Source organism: Undibacterium sp. JH2W (genome assembly GCF_049340425.1).
Classification (GTDB): Bacteria; Pseudomonadota; Gammaproteobacteria; order Burkholderiales; family Burkholderiaceae_D; genus Undibacterium.
In genome coordinates this window covers 165,199-181,342 of sequence record NZ_JBMPOT010000013.1, presented here as the reverse complement: position 1 = coordinate 181,342, position 16,144 = coordinate 165,199, and the positions used below count along the sequence as shown (strand labels likewise).

Genomic DNA, 16,144 nt, shown 5'->3' with positions numbered 1-16,144 from the left:
CCTTACTTCAAACTCGCCTTCAATTCCGCACCTGCCTGCAACATTGCCGAGCGCACGGCTGGTACTTTGGCCAGTACATTCAACAAACCAAAATCATGGATCATGCCCTTGTAGCGCACGGTCGTGACCTTGACGCCTGCTGCATCGAGTTTGCGGCCATAGGCTTCGCCTTCGTCGCGCAGGACATCGAATTCTGCGGTTTGTATCAGGGCCGCTGGCAAGCCAGTCAATTGCTCAGTCGTGGCGCGCAGGGGCGATGCATAAATCTCCTGGCGTTTGGCAGCATCAGTGGTGTAGTTATCCCAGAACCATTTCATCATATTGCGGGTCAGGAAATGGCCTTCAGCAAATTGCTTGTAGGATTCATTATTAAAGTCAGCATCCGTCACTGGCCACAGCAGGATTTGCGAGCGCAATTTGGGGCCGCCTTTGTCCTTGGCTATGAGGCTGACGACGGCGGCCATATTGCCACCGACGCTATTGCCCGCGACCGCCAGGCGGCTACCATCGACCTGGATTTCCTTGCCGTGTTCTGCCACCCATTTGGTCGCAGCATAGGCTTGCTGGATGGCGATGCCATAGCCAGCTTCTGGTGAGGGTGTGTAGTTGACAAAAATGGCGACGGCACCGGATTCTGCCACCAGGTCGCGTACCAATCTTTCATGGGTAGGATAATCGCCAAGCACCCAGCCACCGCCATGGAAGTACATAAAGCCTGGCAAGGTTTTTTTGACACCTGCGGGGCGCACGATAGTCAGCTTGATATCGCCACCATCGACCTTGATGATTTTCTCGGACACATCAGCAGCGGGCAAGCTCAGTTTGACACCTGCTTGTGCACCGACCAGCACACCGCGTGCATCGGCCACTGGTAATTGTTCCAGCGGTTTACCGCCACCAGCTTCCAGCGCCTGCAAGAAAGCTTGCGTCGTTGGTTCAACACCGGGGCTGCCAGCCGCAAAAGCGTTGCTGACGGAGAGGCTGATGGCTGTTGCAGCGAGGAGCGATTTCAAGTGTGTCATGGTCATTTCCTTTTCATGTGATGCAGTGTGATGACTGCGTTTGGGGTACTACAAACTGGTTTTTCTTGATTATTCTTTTAAATAATTCATTATTAAATAGCGCACTATATATTTACAAATTGCTGAAGGCGAAATAAACTCCTGACAAGTAAATATAGCCAGTGCTTGTGGTATTAGTGTCCATCTCTTCAATATAAGCTGTGCTCTGTAGGAGCGGCTTTAGCCGCGAATGCCTGCGCAACTTGAACGACTTTTACGGCAATATGTTCGCGGCTGAAGCCGCTCCTACAAAAACAATGCTAACTATTAAATAGCGCACTATATATTTCAAATTTCAAAAAATCCGGACATCAATCATACATTCTTCATCAAGGCAGCCCGCAAGGCCAGTATCTCTTGCTTCAAGTCGCGTGCCTCGTCAGGAGAACATTCTGTCGCACACAAGACCGAGGTCGGCAAACTCGCAGCCTGCTTGCGCAAATCATTGCCCGCTTTGGTCAGCGAAATAATCACCTGGCGCTCGTCTGCTGCTGACCTGATTCTGGTGATCAACTCTTGTGCCTCCATGCGTTTGAGCAAAGGGGTCAAAGTGGCCGAGTCCAGTATCAGGCGCTCGCCTATGTCATTGACGGTTTGTTCATCCTGCTCCCACAAAACCATCAGCACCAGATACTGCGAATAGGTAATCCCCATTTGCTTGAGTAACTTGCGGTACAGCTTGTTCATTGCCAGGGAAGTCGAATACAGGGCAAAACAAAGCTGGTCACCCAGTTGCGGCACGGGTGTTTGCAAGGCTGATTTGGTGTTTGCGGTTTTCATGCTTTGCATTTTAAATAGCGCACTATTTATTTGCAAGCTATTTTTAAAATATTTTTTAGTGCAGGTTTGTGCCGTGCTTAACTTCCAAGCAATCTTCGTTGTGCAGGAATTGGTATGCCATCTGGATTTCCTGCTAGTACAGAGGAAAACATAGGGGAACCAAGGGAAGTTTCGTAGGTTGGGCCGGGCCTCGCTAGGCTACGGTTTACTAGCCCAACACTCGGCGGTTAATAGCGTATACGTTTACCATAGGCCCAGTGTTGGGCTGATGAGGCGTAGCCCAACCTACTACTGTGCAGGGGGCCGAGTTTGAAACCGCTGCTCAGTTTCGCAGGTTGGGTCGGGCCTCGCCAGGCTACGGATGCACCAGACGCAAGTTGGGGCGTTTGGCTGGTGCAGCCTCGCTCACCGTGTTGACGACTTGCAATTGTGCCTGTGGTCTGTGCAGGGGCCCAAGTTTGAAACCGCTGCTCAATATCACCAGGTGTTTTGCCTGTTGCTCCAGTAGCTTGGCCGCCGTGATGGCAACGCTGAGTTGTACGGCATCTTTGTGGCTGGCATATTCCATGTCGATGATGGCATGCTTGGCTTGTCTGATGCTGGCTTCCTGTTTTTTGGTGGACGTGTTGATCTCTGCCATGAGGCTGTTGACATGGTGCAGGGCAGTGAGGATTTTTTCCGTATCTCCATTGCTCTGGCTGAAAAGCTTGCTGCCGCGATCAAGTTTTTCCTGCGATTCATTGAGCAGGTTTTTGATTTCCTTGACGGCACAGGCTACGCATTGTGCCAGGTCGCGCACTTCTGGCGCGATTACTGCAAAACGCTGGCCAGCCTCAGGCGCGCTGGCATCTTCTACAGTGGCTTTCAGGGACAGGGTATCAATCTGGAAAACCAGTTCGTCAATCACCTGGATATTGTCAAAAATCCTGGCCGATGCCTGCTGGATTTGCATCGCCGCGATAACCGCCCCACTGGCTGCCTGCTCTTTTTCGCAGGCAAGTTCACAAACATCGTCGACATATTGCATGGCATGGCGCGCTTGCTCGGCGTTGTGGCGGATAGTCGCGCCCAGCTCGCTGATGGCAGCCACAGCCCGTTTTTGCGAACCAGCCTGTTGTTCTATGCGTGAAGATAAAACTGCATTATTGTTGAGTATCTGGCCAGATGTCCTGGCGATATTGGAGGTGTTCAGACGCATGTCCTTGAAGGTCTTTGCCAGCCCGGTTTGCAGTCTTTGCAAAGAAGCCAGCAAGCTGCCTTCGTCAGGTACTTCCATAGTGATACTGACATCCAGGTCACCATCTGCCATTTGTCTGGCTATTTGTGCGGCGTAAGCTGGCTCACCGCCCACTTGCTGATAAATATTGTCGAGCATAAGATAAGCCAGCATTGCCGCCAATACCAGGCCCAGCGCCATGGCTGCCCACATCAGCTTACCTGAGTTGGCATATTCTGCTTCAGCCTCTTCAAATCGTTTTTTTGCACCATCCATTTGCAGGGTCCGCAAACCAGTCAAGGTGCTCATGAGCGCAGGATAGAGCTTGTCGGCCGTGATGCTGATGCCCTTGACTTTTGCTGTATCAGCCTCCAGCAGGGCCTGGATAAGAGGCAAGGTAACGGCATGGTCGAAACTGACACGCAGATGTGTCAGTTCATCTGCTGTCTTTCTTGCTTGTGACGACAAGGGAGCAGACGCAAAGTCTACCCACAACTGATCGATGGCAGGCCTGGCATGCTCTATCACATAGGCACTTTCCTTGAGTTTCTCTGGCCTGGGGTCCGCCAGGGCCGACAGGATGGCATAGTGATTTCCCGTCAATAATTTTTCCAGCTTGCTGAGTTTTTCCAGGCTCAGTGTGCCCTCTTCATGGCTGGCTTTGACGGCCTGATGTGAGGCGCTCATGGCATACAAACCTGTCAGCCCTACCAGTATCATGAGTACGCTCATGATACCCATCACTAGCATCAATCTGGTTTTTAGTGTCGTCTTCATGGCCCTGCCCCAATCGTCAATCCATACCAATAAAAATAGCAAAAACGCATTATCAAGTATCAACTCCCCTTTGCCGCGCATACCTGGCTTGCTCTTGTTGCGCCTACAAATTCCGGTGAGTTAATTCTTGTGATGTTTTTATTTTTTTGAGACTTCGTATCCACCAGAATTTATTTAACATCATAAGTAGGAAGGTATAAGAAAATTGCTCGATGGAAAACCGTATTTAGCAATGTTTGACTGTGCGCAATATGAATTCACATTCGTGCAGAAATGACATTGCCACGATTTTCAGCGCGGAACAAGGGAGGAAAATCAGCGGGCTTTACATCGATACGCCGGCGCATCCTGAAAAGATATCTCAACACCAACACACTTGCCTTTTATGCTAAAATTTTCCCTCTTCCATTTCCTTCCAGGGACACTTCGACATGAACAAGTAATGCAGGATGTTGATACATCTTTAACGCGAATACACTGCCCGCCGGGTAGCTGGTTTGCTGCATTGCTGTTTTTGCCTGAAGTCTGATGCCAGGTGCCTGACCTGCATCTGATCCACGCCAACGGCTTGACCCGTTTTGGCGGTACGACACAAAAGCAATCCTGAACCCGCTGGCGAGCATTTTCAAATGACTATTTTGAGGATTTTCCATGCCTGATACAAAAACTTTTGATTTCCTGACGCATAACCGTGATTCCTGGGACCAGCAAGCGACGCGGCAAGGTGCATGGTCGCAAGCAGTCAGCAGTGCCACCATCGCGGCAGCGCGCAATGGTGATTGGCAAGTACATCTGACGCCAGGCCCCCTGCCCGCTGACTGGCTGGGGGATGTGCACGGACTGGAGGTACTTTGCCTGGCAGCAGCAGGGGGGCAACAGGCACCGGTGCTGGCGGCGGCAGGTGCTAGTGTGACGGTGTTTGATTTTTCTGCCATGCAGCTGGCACAAGACCGCATGGTGGCTGAGCGCGATGGCCTGGAGATGCGGATAGAGCAAGGTGACATGCGTGATCTGTCACGCTTTGCCGATGGCAGTTTTGATTGCATCTTCCACCCCATCTCCAATCTCTATGTGCCGGATATCAGGCCAGTGTGGCGCGAATGCGCACGCGTGTTGCGCCCGGGTGGCAGGCTGCTCAGCAGTTTTTATAATCCTGTGCTGTTTGTGGCAGACCGTGATCCGCAATATGCAGAACAGGGCCTCATCAAACCACGCTTTCAATTGCCATATTCAGATTTGCGCGACCTCAGTGAAGCTGAGCTGGCTGCCAAGCGGGAACGTGGCGAAGCAATGGTATTTGGCCACAGCCTGAGTGAACAAATAGCAGGACAATTGGAGGCAGGCTTGCGGCTGCGCGGTTTCCTGGAAGACCACCAGCCACAGCCGCGCTTTGTGCTCGACCATTATCTGCCCAGCTTTCTGGCCACCTATGCAGAAAAATGTTGAAGCAATTCACTGATACTCCAGACGCAAGCTGGTCGTTCTGATTACGACTTTCTTGATTGCGTTTTTTGATGAACAACAACAGGGCGTACGGACCTGCCAGCATGACGAGCTTTCTATCTCGTCATGGAAAATTTTGTGCCGGGCCGCAGCGCCCGGCATGCGTTTATAAAATGCATCTGCATCAAATTATCCCAAATAAAATTGAACTTCCTGGCTTATTTTTTTGACTAAACCAGTGTTTTTCCTATCTCCGTCATCAACAATTAAGGGCAGTAAAAAGTATGAAAAATTTATCGCGAGCACTTAAGCATTTTGTGAGCATCACGGCCTTTTTTTGCGCATCAGGGATGATGAATTTTGTCATGGCAGAAGAGCTAAAACAGCCTGCTGCAATGAACTTGCCAGCCGACATCGTCAGCTTCTTTGCTGGCGAATGGCAGGGTGCAGGTGAGTTTGCCAGTGGTAAAAAAATCGCCGCCGATGTCAGCTTCACGCCGGATCTGGATGGACAGTGGCTACAATATCGCCATACCGACCTGACACCAAATACGTTCAAGTCCCTGACCCTGTGGGGATATGACCGCGCTTTAAACAAAATAGTCATGGTTGGCGCCAATAATTTTGGTAGTGCCCGCGTATTCCATAGTGAGGGCTGGCAAGACGATGCGCTGGTCTTTAGCAAGGCAGAGCTGGCTGGCAACATGCCTGAGCGTTTTCATTTCATACGCTTGAATCAAAACAGCTTCAAGATGATCTATGAAAACCAGCGTGATGGCCTTAACTGGCGCATGGTGGATTACCTGATTTTCACACGCAAGCCTGCAGCAAAGTAGTTTCTGCAAACCGATGAGGGAGCGGCCAGGGTCTCAAATTTCAAAAAAAATAATCATCTCTCTATGTACGCTATCGAACTGTACAGAATTGCCTGAGCACGTATGCTGAAGCCTCGATTCACTCTTGAGGATTCATCATGATTGATAATACTTTTGACACTTACATCCCCGACCCTGCCTATACTGCTCATAAGGGCCCTGGCCCTGACTTGATGGGTGCCAGTACGTTGATTGGCGACAAGGTCGTCAACCTTGCTGAAGAGCATCTGGGTGACATCAAAGAAATCATGCTCAATACGCATAGCGGCAATATTGCCTATGCCGTAGTGGCCCATGGCGGCCTGCTTGGCATAGGTGAAAAACTGTTTGCCGTACCATGGTCGACACTGCGCCTGGATGCGCTGAACAAGCGCTTTATCCTGGATATTGCAAAAATCCATTTTGAAAATTCTCCCGGTTTTGACAGTGAAAACTGGCCAGATATGGCCGATCAGATGTGGGTGGATTCGGTACAAAATTATTACACCAAAAGCAAATAATTTTTCCAAAAGGTCGTTGCAAAATCAAGATGGCTGGCAGATGCGGCAACGCCAGCTTGATTCTGCAATCACCTCCAATTCAACGTCAGGAGAACACCATGGACTACACAGAAATGCAATTTGCCTTCAAGGTATATGAAAAAGCCCTCAACAAGCGTAGCCGCCATTTGTTCCGTACACCGGAACCAGCACGTGATGCGGAAGAAGCAAGATACACTCTGCAAATGGCCGTCAATGAAGTACTGGCCGAAACGCGCGAAGTAGCATCCATGATCAGGACCAGCCCTTACTGATCGCCGCTACTCATCTGTACAAAGTTAAAAACAGCCTTGATCACAAGGCTGTTTTTTGAGGCTGCTGGCAATGGAAAAGCGGTGCGTTATAACGCACCCTACTGAATAAGCAAATGTGTAGGGTACACATGGCGCACCCTACCCCGCCCCCCTATCCCACACCCTATCCATATTGCAGCTTTTTTTATTTTCCTGCTTTTTTCCCTGATTTAAGCAAAGTCGCGCAGCCGCTACTTTGGTCCGGCCCTGTGTTCATCAGTGGCAGCAAGGCAGCAAATGGGTTGAGTAAGGCCAGGCCTATGGCACCGCCAGCACGAAGGGCTAATACGCCTTTATCAACGCTGACCTCAGGGTGCAGGAAAGTGCCACGCACATAGAGCGGCGCACGCAGCGAGAGTACGCGCAAGCCCTTGCTATTAGGTTTGATGGTCAGGTTGAGATCTTCCTTTTGCAGATTGATGCTGCCCGTCAGTTCTATCAAGGCTTCTTCAGTGTCTATCAAGAAGCTGCGGGTATTCATTTGCCCATTGGTGACAGAAAAATCACTGAGCATGCAATTCAATTTTACCTGTTTATCCCCAGCCAGGCGGGTCAGGATGATATTGCCGATATTGAGCCCCATTTCTTCCAGCAAGAGTTTGCTGACAGTACCTTGATCTATCATGCTGCTGACATCACCGTTGGATGCGCCCAGCAGGCTGGCAACAGAATTACCGGTGGCAGCCAGATTGGCATCGGCATTGATTTCACCTACCGTCAGCCTGGATGCTGCCAGCGTGGGTATTAATTTCTGCAACTGTATATGCCTGGCCGTGACCCGCATTTTTGCATGTATGGCTGGCGCATGTGCCGGGTCCGGCTCCTGATCACCAGCATTATTTTTGGCAGCGCTACCGCCATTGCCGTCAAGCGTGATATGCGCCTGCATTTGACCGCCCGCCAGCTCAAAACTCAGCGGCAACATGGTGATGACACCATCTTTCATGATGAGTCGGGTTTGCAGCTTGTGTATGGGCAGTTCTTTTTTTCTTATCAGTTTGCCTGCACTGAGGTTGACATCGGCATCAATACTGCGCCAGCGCTCGGTACGAAATGCTTCCACTGGCAAGAGTTTATCTCCTGGTTGTACCGCAGTCGTGCCGCGCTTGAGTTTATTGGCATTGGAATCTGCCCCCACCAGTGGTGCCAGGTCGGCAGACTGCAAGACCTGTGAGCTCATATCACCTTGCAGCAAAGGGCGCGACTTGCTTGCCTTCCTGGTTTGATAATCCATGCTGCCTGCCAGATCGCTGGAACCGACCTTGCCTGTGAATTTTTCATATTTCCAGTGATTGTCTATCTTGCCCAGGGTGGCAGTCAGATGGCCTGCGGTAGTAAATTCCGGGGTTTCAGGCAAGACTATGCCTGTCAGTGGGTACAAGCGCGCCATGCTGTTGCCGGATATGTGCAGGCGCATGTCCACCGCTGCCAGCTCACTGGGCTTGGTGACACTCCCCTCTACACTGATCTTGGTTTGCCCCATTTGCAGTTGCGCCATGATGGGGAAGGGCTGGGTCTGGTTTTGCAGCGACAAGATGGCGCCAGCCTTGCCGCTGCCAGTGATATTGTCACCATACAGCTTGCCTTGCAGTTTCCAGCTGATACCATAGTCAGCATCGGTATTGATGCTCTCTATATCGGCGCTGACATCGGCATGGCGGATGGCATCGACAAAATGCAGCTTGCCCTGGCTAAGCACCAACCTATGTAATTCCAGTTTCCAGGGTGAGGAGCTGGTAGTTTTTTGCAAGGTCCAGTTATTGCTGCCGTCGGCAAAACGCTGCAAGGACAGGCTGCTGTTCTGAAAACGCAGCAAGGGTATTTCCAGCTTTTTTTCCAGCAAGGCCAGGGGGTTCAAAGAGAAAGAGACTTCATTGATCTCGGCCATGTCTTCAGCAGGCAGCGGGGTCAGGGCAGTTGATCCCGGTTTTTTTTCTGCGGCACTTGCTGGCATAGTTGTTGACATGACCGCTGGCTGGCCGATATGAATATCCTGCGCCTGCAAATGCGGCCATGGGATGCGGCCACGCCAGCCAGTCGCAGTTTCCGGGCCGCTGAATTGTTTTTCCCAGCTCAATGCCAGGTTGCCACGTATGCTGAAAGGCCGTCCCAGGGCTTCACTGGCACGTTCATTGAGCCAGGGTTTGGCACGGTTCCAGTCCATGTTCAGCAACACCAGCAAACTCAGCGCCAGCAGACTGATGAAAGCTGCCAGGACTATCAGGCTGATACGGATAATTTTTTTATTGGATTTCATGTAGCGTCAGTGTTTCATGGTGTGTTCTGCGGGGAGCTTGCCCCAGGCTATAGCCTACGACATAAGTATCTGCATCTATGTACGCCAACGCACTGACACCAGTGCGGGCAAGGCTTATAAAGTAATCCGGTGTCGCACTCATCGGCAAACCCCATCTTTTCAAAGGAAAATATCATGCATGAAGTCAATCGCAATGCGCATACTGGTGTAGACACTGCAGCCATACGCGCAGCCGCCAGGAATCTGGATGATGGCGCAGTTACTGCCGGCTACCAGGGTGATCGCGAAGAAGTGATCGCCATGCTCAATGGTGCACTGGCCACGGAACTGGTGTGCATCTTGCGTTACAAGCGCCATTATTACACGGTGTCGGGCGCGCACAATGGCGCTATCAAGGCAGAATTCCTGGAACATGCCCTGGAAGAACAGGAACACGCCGATTTACTGGCCGAGCGCATAGTACAGCTTAACGGCAAACCTGACTTCAACCCGGCCTCACTGACTGCGCGCAGTCACGCCGAATACAATGATGCCGAAGATGTAGCAGCCATGGTGAAGGCCAATCTGATCGCTGAAAGAGTAGCGATAGAATCTTACCGACAAATGCTGGCAAAAATAGGCGACAGCGATCCGACCACGCGCCAGATGCTGGTGGGCATCATGGCCAAGGAAGAAGAACATGCGGACGATATGCGGGATCTGCTGTAATCCCCTCCCTTTCAAGGAGAGAGCGCTAGAGTTCAGCAACATTAAGTCTAAGAACCTGTTTAGGTTCTAAGGCTTTATCCAAGTTTTCAATGTTCTACTTAGTTCACACTACACATAAAGGAAACCATCATGCTCGAATCTGACTTCAAATCTGTCAACAAAGATATCAAAGTATTGCTCAAGGATGCGCAGGGTTTGTTTAATGCAGCCGCTGCCCTCACTGGTGAAAAAGCCGACGAGATGCGCGCGCGTGGCATGAAAATGGTGGATGCTGCCATGGCCATGACCCAGGATGCACAGGCATCCGTCATCGCCACCGGCAAGCAGGCTGTAGAATCTACCGATACTTATGTCAAGGAGCATCCATGGAGCAGCCTGGGTGCAGCAGCCACTGTGGGCCTGCTGGTGGGTTTGCTGTGTAGCCGCAAGTAAGCAGCCCCCCGATCATTGCCAGGCAGCCAGACATCAAGGCTGCTTTTTTCTTGCCTGCGTTGTTTGTATTGCTTGTGCATTTTATGTCGTCAGGTCGACGCAGAAGAGCTGCAATAACTGCAAGACCTGGGCTACCGCCAAACAAGATTTTCATGAAAGCGGATAGAAGAAGATAGTCGCCACCGGATTATCGAATGTCCGTGCGCTGGCGAACAGACATGGCAAGGCTCCTGCGTGATGATGGCAGCGTGCAGAAAGATGTCCGGCAGAATTTGATGAACTCCGGCGCAATGCAGATACAGCGCTTTGCATCACATATAAATAATTTTACTGGTCCTATTTCTGCTGCAAGAAATCGTACTGCGAGCCTGGTCAAAAGACTTGCTTGTCAGTTTTCCTGAACTGGCGTGATCCTTGAATTGCGCCGCTGTTAATGAGAGAAAAATCATGCTCTATACTATCGCCGTTGTCCTCATCATTCTGTGGCTGCTGGGTATGGTATCGGCCTATACCATAGGTGGTTTTATCCATGTCCTGCTGGTTATTGCCGTCGTCATGATCTTGCTGCGTGTCATACGCGGGGAAAGACTATAAAGTCATGACATCCGTCGTCAGGGTAATGCTAAAGCGCAGCATTGCCCTGCCCCGCTTGTTGCCTGGCTTGTTGCAGAGTCTGCTCAGCATCTTGCACAATTCAGTACCAGGGTGACGTCTGGGCTGGTGCTGTTGGCACCTCAGCCTTGTTTCATGCCGGTAAATATGTGATTGGGGTGTATATCGGCAATAGCGGCGTCGCCAGCAGTTTTGGTGCTGCCGGCCTCATTATTGCCATTTTGACATTGGTTTATTACTCAGCCCAGATATTTTTGCCAGGTGCAGAATTTACCCGTCAATATGCCTGCAAACCGGGTCGTCTGCGGCAAGTCAACAAACTGCAAGAGAGATAACAAAAAAACCATTCACAATTTTGCAAAAATCTTTTTATATGGTTTAGCTTAAAATCTTGTCAAGCAATTAAATAGTGTTAATAATCATATATTTAAGACAAAATAAATCAGGATTTTAATGCAAATATAGCTTTATAAATAAGCACTGTTTCATTTCCGTAATATCTACTTACAAGATAATGCGTTTTGTCACTTACCTATCATTGTAAAAAATTGTGAACCAGATAGTATTGCATTTGGTTAATAGATTTATAGATGTTTGAGCTGCCTATATTTGCAGTTTTGGCAATCTTACGCAAATGAACACTGCATTTCTTCAAGTAGTAGAAGACGATAAACTGGCTCAGGATTTGAGCCTGATTATTGCTGATTTTGAAATTCTCGATTTTTTCAAGCACTTTGGCAGCTCCTGCTTCGCCATGTCAGCCATGCTGGCGCAAATTTTGACGGCAAAAGGCCATCAGGCCAGGGTGCAAGGCTGTTATGCCGAAATCAGGCAAGATAATGCTGTTTTCTATATAGGTTATCAAGGTTATGCCCATGAAGGACAAACAGAGGGGCATGTAACCTGCATCGTGGCGGACCAGTATATTGTGGATTTTGGCCTGGGCACGTTGAGAAAATTCTACGCCCCTGACTTCAGCCCGGCGCTGGTTTGCCCACTCTCTGGCAACACTGATTATGCTGGCCATCTGCCCTTATCGAATGGTGCCGACATGTACTGGCGCACGGACTGGGTTTCTCCCATGGTGGAAGCCGAGTTGCAATCACAAATCCCGACTGTGCAGAATATCCTGGCAGTGTATGATGATTTTCAAAGGAACCGGGTAGCCTATCTGGTCAAAAAACTTTTCGCTGACAAAGCCTCTGTTGTCAGCGCAGACATGCCGCTGGTCGTGCGCCATCCTGAAGCTGCCTGAAGCGAGACTGATGTCCTGATACCCAGCCTTGCATAAATACCTTGCAGACATGCACAAGTGCATCGTACTCAAGGTTTTGCCGCATGTTGACCGCATGTTAACTACATTTTAGCCTCATTTTGTGCCATTAGCAGGCTATGTCATGCGTGTCGCCATAGCGGCGAAACTCGCGGCATGTATCAAGGATCAACACCCATGCAGAGCATTTTTTTTAATGCCCAGGCATGCTAGTATGGCTACATTAGCTAACGCATAACAAGCATGGCTTTTAGCAACATCTTGCCTTGTTCGCCATTTGAAAAGCATGTAAGCCCCCATGAGCGTGTTAAATTATTGACAGGGCTGACTCTTTCCAAACCAACACCTAGGGAAAGCATGATGACAACACCGCGTGAAGACTTGTCTACTGCAGCGCAATCAGCGCCAGCAAGGTCTATACGCAGTTATTTGCTGATGCTGGTACTGGCAGTGTCGCTCCCACTGGTGGCGGCGGTGGGCTTTAGCATCTATAACGATTTCCAGCGTTCCACAGAACACACCAAGACGGCCCTCAGGAGCATGACAAATGTCATGATAAAGAACACCAAGGGCAAGCTTGACCAGGTACAAAAGATCATGGGTGGCATCGCCAGCCTGCCTACCGTCAGACAATTACAATTGCAGGAATGCCCGGGCAGGCTCAGCAGCCTGGCCAGCCTTGACCCGGTGTTTGCACGTCTGGCGATTGCGGATTTGCAGGGCAATGTCCTGTGCACTGTGCGCAATGGCCCGGCTACGCTGGTCAAGGACATCGTTAACATCGATGAGATCGGACGCACAGTCTCAACCGCCAGCCTGACCATCTCACCACCACGTCGCCTGCATGCTGGCGGCCCCTGGTCAACTACCCTGAGCCTGCCTATCCTGGACTTGCAAGAGCAAAAGATAGGCGTGGTCAGTTTGTCGGTAGATGTGAGTTTTTTTGACCCTGCCATTCCCTCCCAGTTCTTGCCGAATTCCAGCCGCTATGGCTACTTCCGTGATGATGGCATCATGGTCTGGCGCAACCTGGACCCGGATGGTGTCATCGGTACCCGCCCGAACGCCCAGGCTGCCAGACGCATCGTTGAATTAAAAAATGGTGAGTTTGAAAGCATGGCCGTGGATGGGGTAGTCCGCTTTTTTTCTGTCACCTCATTATCTGAACATGGCATGGTGGCCTTTGTCGGTGTACCAAGCAACACCGTTTTTTCCGAGGCGCGTAGCCGCGCCATACAATCAATAGCGCTGGCCTGCCTGATGATAGTACTGCTCTTGCTGGTGGCACTGACTTTTGGGCGGCGCATCACGCAACCCATGACAGCCATGGAAAGCGTGGCCCGCGCCGTGCAGGCTGGCGACCTCGGTGCCAGGGCATTGTTGCAAGGTCCGGTTGAATTGCAAGCCGTGGCACGTGAATTCAACCGCATGCTGGCAGCGCAACAGCAAAGTGACGAGCAATTCCGCGCCTTTCTCGACAATAGTGCCATCGTCGCCTGGATCAAGGATGGCGACGGCAAATATGTCTTTGTCAGCGATAATTTTTTACGGCGCTTCGCCTTCCAGCGGAATGAAGTCATAGGCAAGACCGACCATGACTTCCTGCCCCCCGATATTGCCGATGACTATCGTGAAAGTGACCTGGCCTTGCTGCAAAGTGGCTCGCAAAATGAAGCCATCTGGCCCTCTGTTAATTCAGATGGCAGCAATAGCTGGTGGCTGGTCAATAAATTTGTTTTTACCGGCTCGGATGACAAGCCCCAACTGGGTGGGCTGGCCGTGGATATCACTGAACGCAAGCGCATGACCGACCTCGATGAGATGATTTTGCAAACCGCCATGGATGCCTACTGGCTGATTAACAAGGATGGTCATCTGCTGGCAGTCAATGAAACCGCCTGCACCATGATGGGTTATACCCGCGAAGAAATGCTGGCCCTGAATATCGTCGATGTCGACGTGCTTGATGAACACCATGGCAAGCTCTTGCATGACAGGCTCAATAGCGTGCGCGAGGCGGGCAGTGAGCAATTTGAAGCCCGTCACAGGCGCAAGGATGGCCGCATCATCGATGTAGAAGTCTCGGTACGTTACCTGCCCGGCCAGGAATTATTTCCGGCCTTCGTGCGTGACATCACCGCCCGCAAACAGGCCGAGCAAAGCCTGCATCTGGCTGCCACTGTATTTGAATCGCATGAAGGTATGTTTGTTACGAATGCCGATAGAGTCATACAGCAAGTCAACCGCGCTTTCACAGAAATCACGGGTTATACGCGGGAAGATGCAATAGGACAAAACCAGGATTTGCTCAACTCTGGCCGCCATGATGCCGCTTACTTCAGCACGATGGACCAGCAATTGTCACAAACCGGCTCCTGGCAGGGGGAAATCTGGAATCGCCATAAAAACGGCCATATCAGCCCGCAATGGCTGACCATTACTGCCGTGCGCGGGCGCAATGAGGAATTGCTGCACTATGTCGGCACCCTGGTGGATATCTCCATGCGCAAGGCAGCAGAAGATGAAATCAAGAACCTGGCCTTTTATGATCCCCTGACCCGCCTGCCCAATCGCCGCCTGCTGACTGACCGTTTGCAACATGCCTTATTGGCCTGTGCCCGCAACGGCCGCCACGGCGCGCTGATGTATATCGATCTCGACAATTTCAAGACCCTCAACGACACTCAGGGCCATTACAAGGGCGACCTGTTGTTGCAGCAAGTCTCAGACCGCCTGGTCCATGGCGTGCGCGAAGGTGATACCGTGGCACGCATAGGTGGCGATGAATTTGTGCTCTTGCTGGAAAACCTCAGCGAGTCTGCCCATGAAGCCGCGAGCCAGATAGAAATGGTGGGCAAGAAAATGCTCGCCGCCCTGAACCTGCCCTATGACCTTGACGGCTATGAATGCCATAGCACACCCAGCATAGGCGCAGCCCTGATTTCCCAGCATGACCATGGCTATGAAGAATTGATGAAACAAGCCGACCTGGCCATGTACGCCGCCAAGACGGCCGGTCGCAATACCCTGCGTTTTTTTGATCCGGCCATGCAAGCCGTGGTCACATCGCGCGCGCGCATGGAAAAAGAATTGCGCGAAGCTTTGCGCGAACAGCAATTGCGCCTGCATTATCAAGCCCAGGTAGGCGCAGACGGTGAACTGATCGGTGCCGAAGCCCTGGTACGCTGGCAGCACCCGCAACGCGGCATGATATCTCCGGCAGAATTTATCCCACTGGCAGAAGCCACCGGCTTGATATTGCCGCTGGGCCAGTGGGTCTTGCGCACCGCCTGCGAGCAATTGCTCAGCTGGGCCGACGATACTGCCAGCGCCCATCTGACGATAGCCGTGAATGTCAGCGCACGCCAGTTCCGGCAGGCTGACGTGGTGGAACAAATCCTCGAGGTCTTGCGTGCCACTGGTGCCAAACCAGAATTATTGAAACTGGAATTGACCGAGAGCCTGCTGGTCGACGATGTCGAAGACATCATCCTGAAAATGGAAAAACTCAAAGCCGCCGGTCTGTGTTTTTCACTCGATGATTTCGGTACTGGCTATTCGTCCCTGACCTACCTGAAACGCCTGCCGCTCGATCAGTTGAAGATAGACCAGTCCTTTGTACGCGATGTCCTGACCGACCCGAATGATGCTGCCATCGCCAGGACCATCGTCGCCCTCAGCCAGAGCATGGGCCTGTCGGTCATTGCAGAAGGTGTGGAAAGCGCCGCCCAGAGGGATTACCTGGCCAGCCAGGGTTGCCATGCCTACCAGGGCTATTATTTTGGTAGGCCCATGCCCATCGCCGATTTTGAAGCGGCGCGCAAGCCAGCGGTTTACCCGTCTACACTTTAGCACCCTACAAGTACAAACCATGCATC

The 16,144-nt window shown here is 51.3% G+C and carries 15 protein-coding genes and 1 pseudogene; 11 read left to right on the top strand and 5 right to left on the bottom strand.

The features are described 5' to 3' along the window. Positions 1-2: 2 nt before the first annotated feature. From ACO0LC_RS20405 to ACO0LC_RS20390, 4 genes are all read right to left on the bottom strand, one after another. On the bottom strand, positions 3-1,022 hold the full coding sequence (locus tag ACO0LC_RS20405) for an alpha/beta hydrolase (RefSeq protein ID WP_423006487.1): 1,020 nt from the start codon (positions 1,020-1,022) through the stop codon (positions 3-5). Positions 1,023-1,376: 354 nt separating this feature from the next. Then, a complete protein-coding gene (locus ACO0LC_RS20400; RefSeq protein ID WP_423006485.1) occupies positions 1,377-1,850 on the bottom strand; it encodes a MarR family winged helix-turn-helix transcriptional regulator in 474 nt (157 codons plus the stop codon). Positions 1,851-2,196: 346 nt separating this feature from the next. After that, positions 2,197-3,834 (bottom strand): methyl-accepting chemotaxis protein, encoded by a 1,638-nt coding sequence (locus ACO0LC_RS20395; protein ID WP_423006483.1) that lies wholly within the window; start codon positions 3,832-3,834, stop codon positions 2,197-2,199. Between the two features lie 383 nt (positions 3,835-4,217). Next, complete coding sequence (locus ACO0LC_RS20390) at positions 4,218-4,487, bottom strand: hypothetical protein (protein ID WP_423006481.1); 270 nt, start codon at positions 4,485-4,487, stop codon at positions 4,218-4,220. On the opposite strand from ACO0LC_RS20390, the gene ACO0LC_RS20385 reads away from it, so the two are divergent. The 4 genes from ACO0LC_RS20385 to ACO0LC_RS20370 all read left to right on the top strand — a co-directional run bounded on the left by ACO0LC_RS20385 (position 4,486) and on the right by ACO0LC_RS20370 (position 6,945). Continuing rightward, entirely contained in the window at positions 4,486-5,280 is a 795-nt protein-coding gene (locus ACO0LC_RS20385; protein ID WP_423006479.1) for a class I SAM-dependent methyltransferase, read from the top strand. The two genes, ACO0LC_RS20390 and ACO0LC_RS20385, sit on opposite strands and share 2 nt — an antisense overlap. 362 nt (positions 5,281-5,642) lie before the next feature. Continuing rightward, entirely contained in the window at positions 5,643-6,113 is a 471-nt protein-coding gene (locus ACO0LC_RS20380; RefSeq protein WP_423006477.1) for a hypothetical protein, read from the top strand. A 137-nt stretch (positions 6,114-6,250) separates the two neighbouring features. Next, positions 6,251-6,652 (top strand): PRC-barrel domain-containing protein, encoded by a 402-nt coding sequence (locus tag ACO0LC_RS20375; RefSeq protein ID WP_423006475.1) that lies wholly within the window; start codon positions 6,251-6,253, stop codon positions 6,650-6,652. 98 nt (positions 6,653-6,750) lie between these two features. Continuing rightward, positions 6,751-6,945, top strand: coding sequence for a hypothetical protein (locus ACO0LC_RS20370; protein ID WP_423006473.1), 195 nt, complete (start codon positions 6,751-6,753; stop codon positions 6,943-6,945). Between the two features lie 184 nt (positions 6,946-7,129). Here ACO0LC_RS20370 and ACO0LC_RS20365 read toward each other — a convergent pair whose 3' ends face one another. Beyond that, a complete protein-coding gene (locus ACO0LC_RS20365) occupies positions 7,130-9,241 on the bottom strand; it encodes an AsmA family protein (protein WP_423006471.1) in 2,112 nt (703 codons plus the stop codon). A gap of 174 nt (positions 9,242-9,415) precedes the next feature. On the opposite strand from ACO0LC_RS20365, the gene ACO0LC_RS20360 reads away from it, so the two are divergent. From ACO0LC_RS20360 to ACO0LC_RS20330, 7 genes and pseudogenes are all read left to right on the top strand, one after another. Continuing rightward, on the top strand, positions 9,416-9,949 hold the full coding sequence (locus ACO0LC_RS20360) for a ferritin-like domain-containing protein (protein ID WP_423006469.1): 534 nt from the start codon (positions 9,416-9,418) through the stop codon (positions 9,947-9,949). Positions 9,950-10,078: 129 nt separating this feature from the next. Then, positions 10,079-10,381 carry a DUF883 family protein gene (locus ACO0LC_RS20355; RefSeq protein ID WP_423006467.1) on the top strand — a complete coding sequence of 101 codons (303 nt, stop codon included), beginning with the start codon at positions 10,079-10,081 and terminating at the stop codon, positions 10,379-10,381. Positions 10,382-10,575: 194 nt separating this feature from the next. Next, positions 10,576-10,782 (top strand): hypothetical protein, encoded by a 207-nt coding sequence (locus tag ACO0LC_RS20350; RefSeq protein WP_423006465.1) that lies wholly within the window; start codon positions 10,576-10,578, stop codon positions 10,780-10,782. Positions 10,783-10,828: 46 nt separating this feature from the next. Continuing rightward, positions 10,829-10,975 carry a lmo0937 family membrane protein gene (locus ACO0LC_RS20345; protein WP_423006463.1) on the top strand — a complete coding sequence of 49 codons (147 nt, stop codon included), beginning with the start codon at positions 10,829-10,831 and terminating at the stop codon, positions 10,973-10,975. Between the two features lie 113 nt (positions 10,976-11,088). After that, positions 11,089-11,328 (top strand): annotated as a pseudogene (locus ACO0LC_RS20340) (YhjD/YihY/BrkB family envelope integrity protein); the annotation flags it as partial. 299 nt (positions 11,329-11,627) lie between these two features. Next, a complete protein-coding gene (locus ACO0LC_RS20335) occupies positions 11,628-12,248 on the top strand; it encodes a hypothetical protein (RefSeq protein WP_423006461.1) in 621 nt (206 codons plus the stop codon). Positions 12,249-12,626: 378 nt separating this feature from the next. Further along, positions 12,627-16,118, top strand: a complete 3,492-nt coding sequence (locus tag ACO0LC_RS20330; protein WP_423006459.1) for an EAL domain-containing protein — start codon at positions 12,627-12,629, stop codon at positions 16,116-16,118. Positions 16,119-16,144 lie beyond the last annotated feature (26 nt).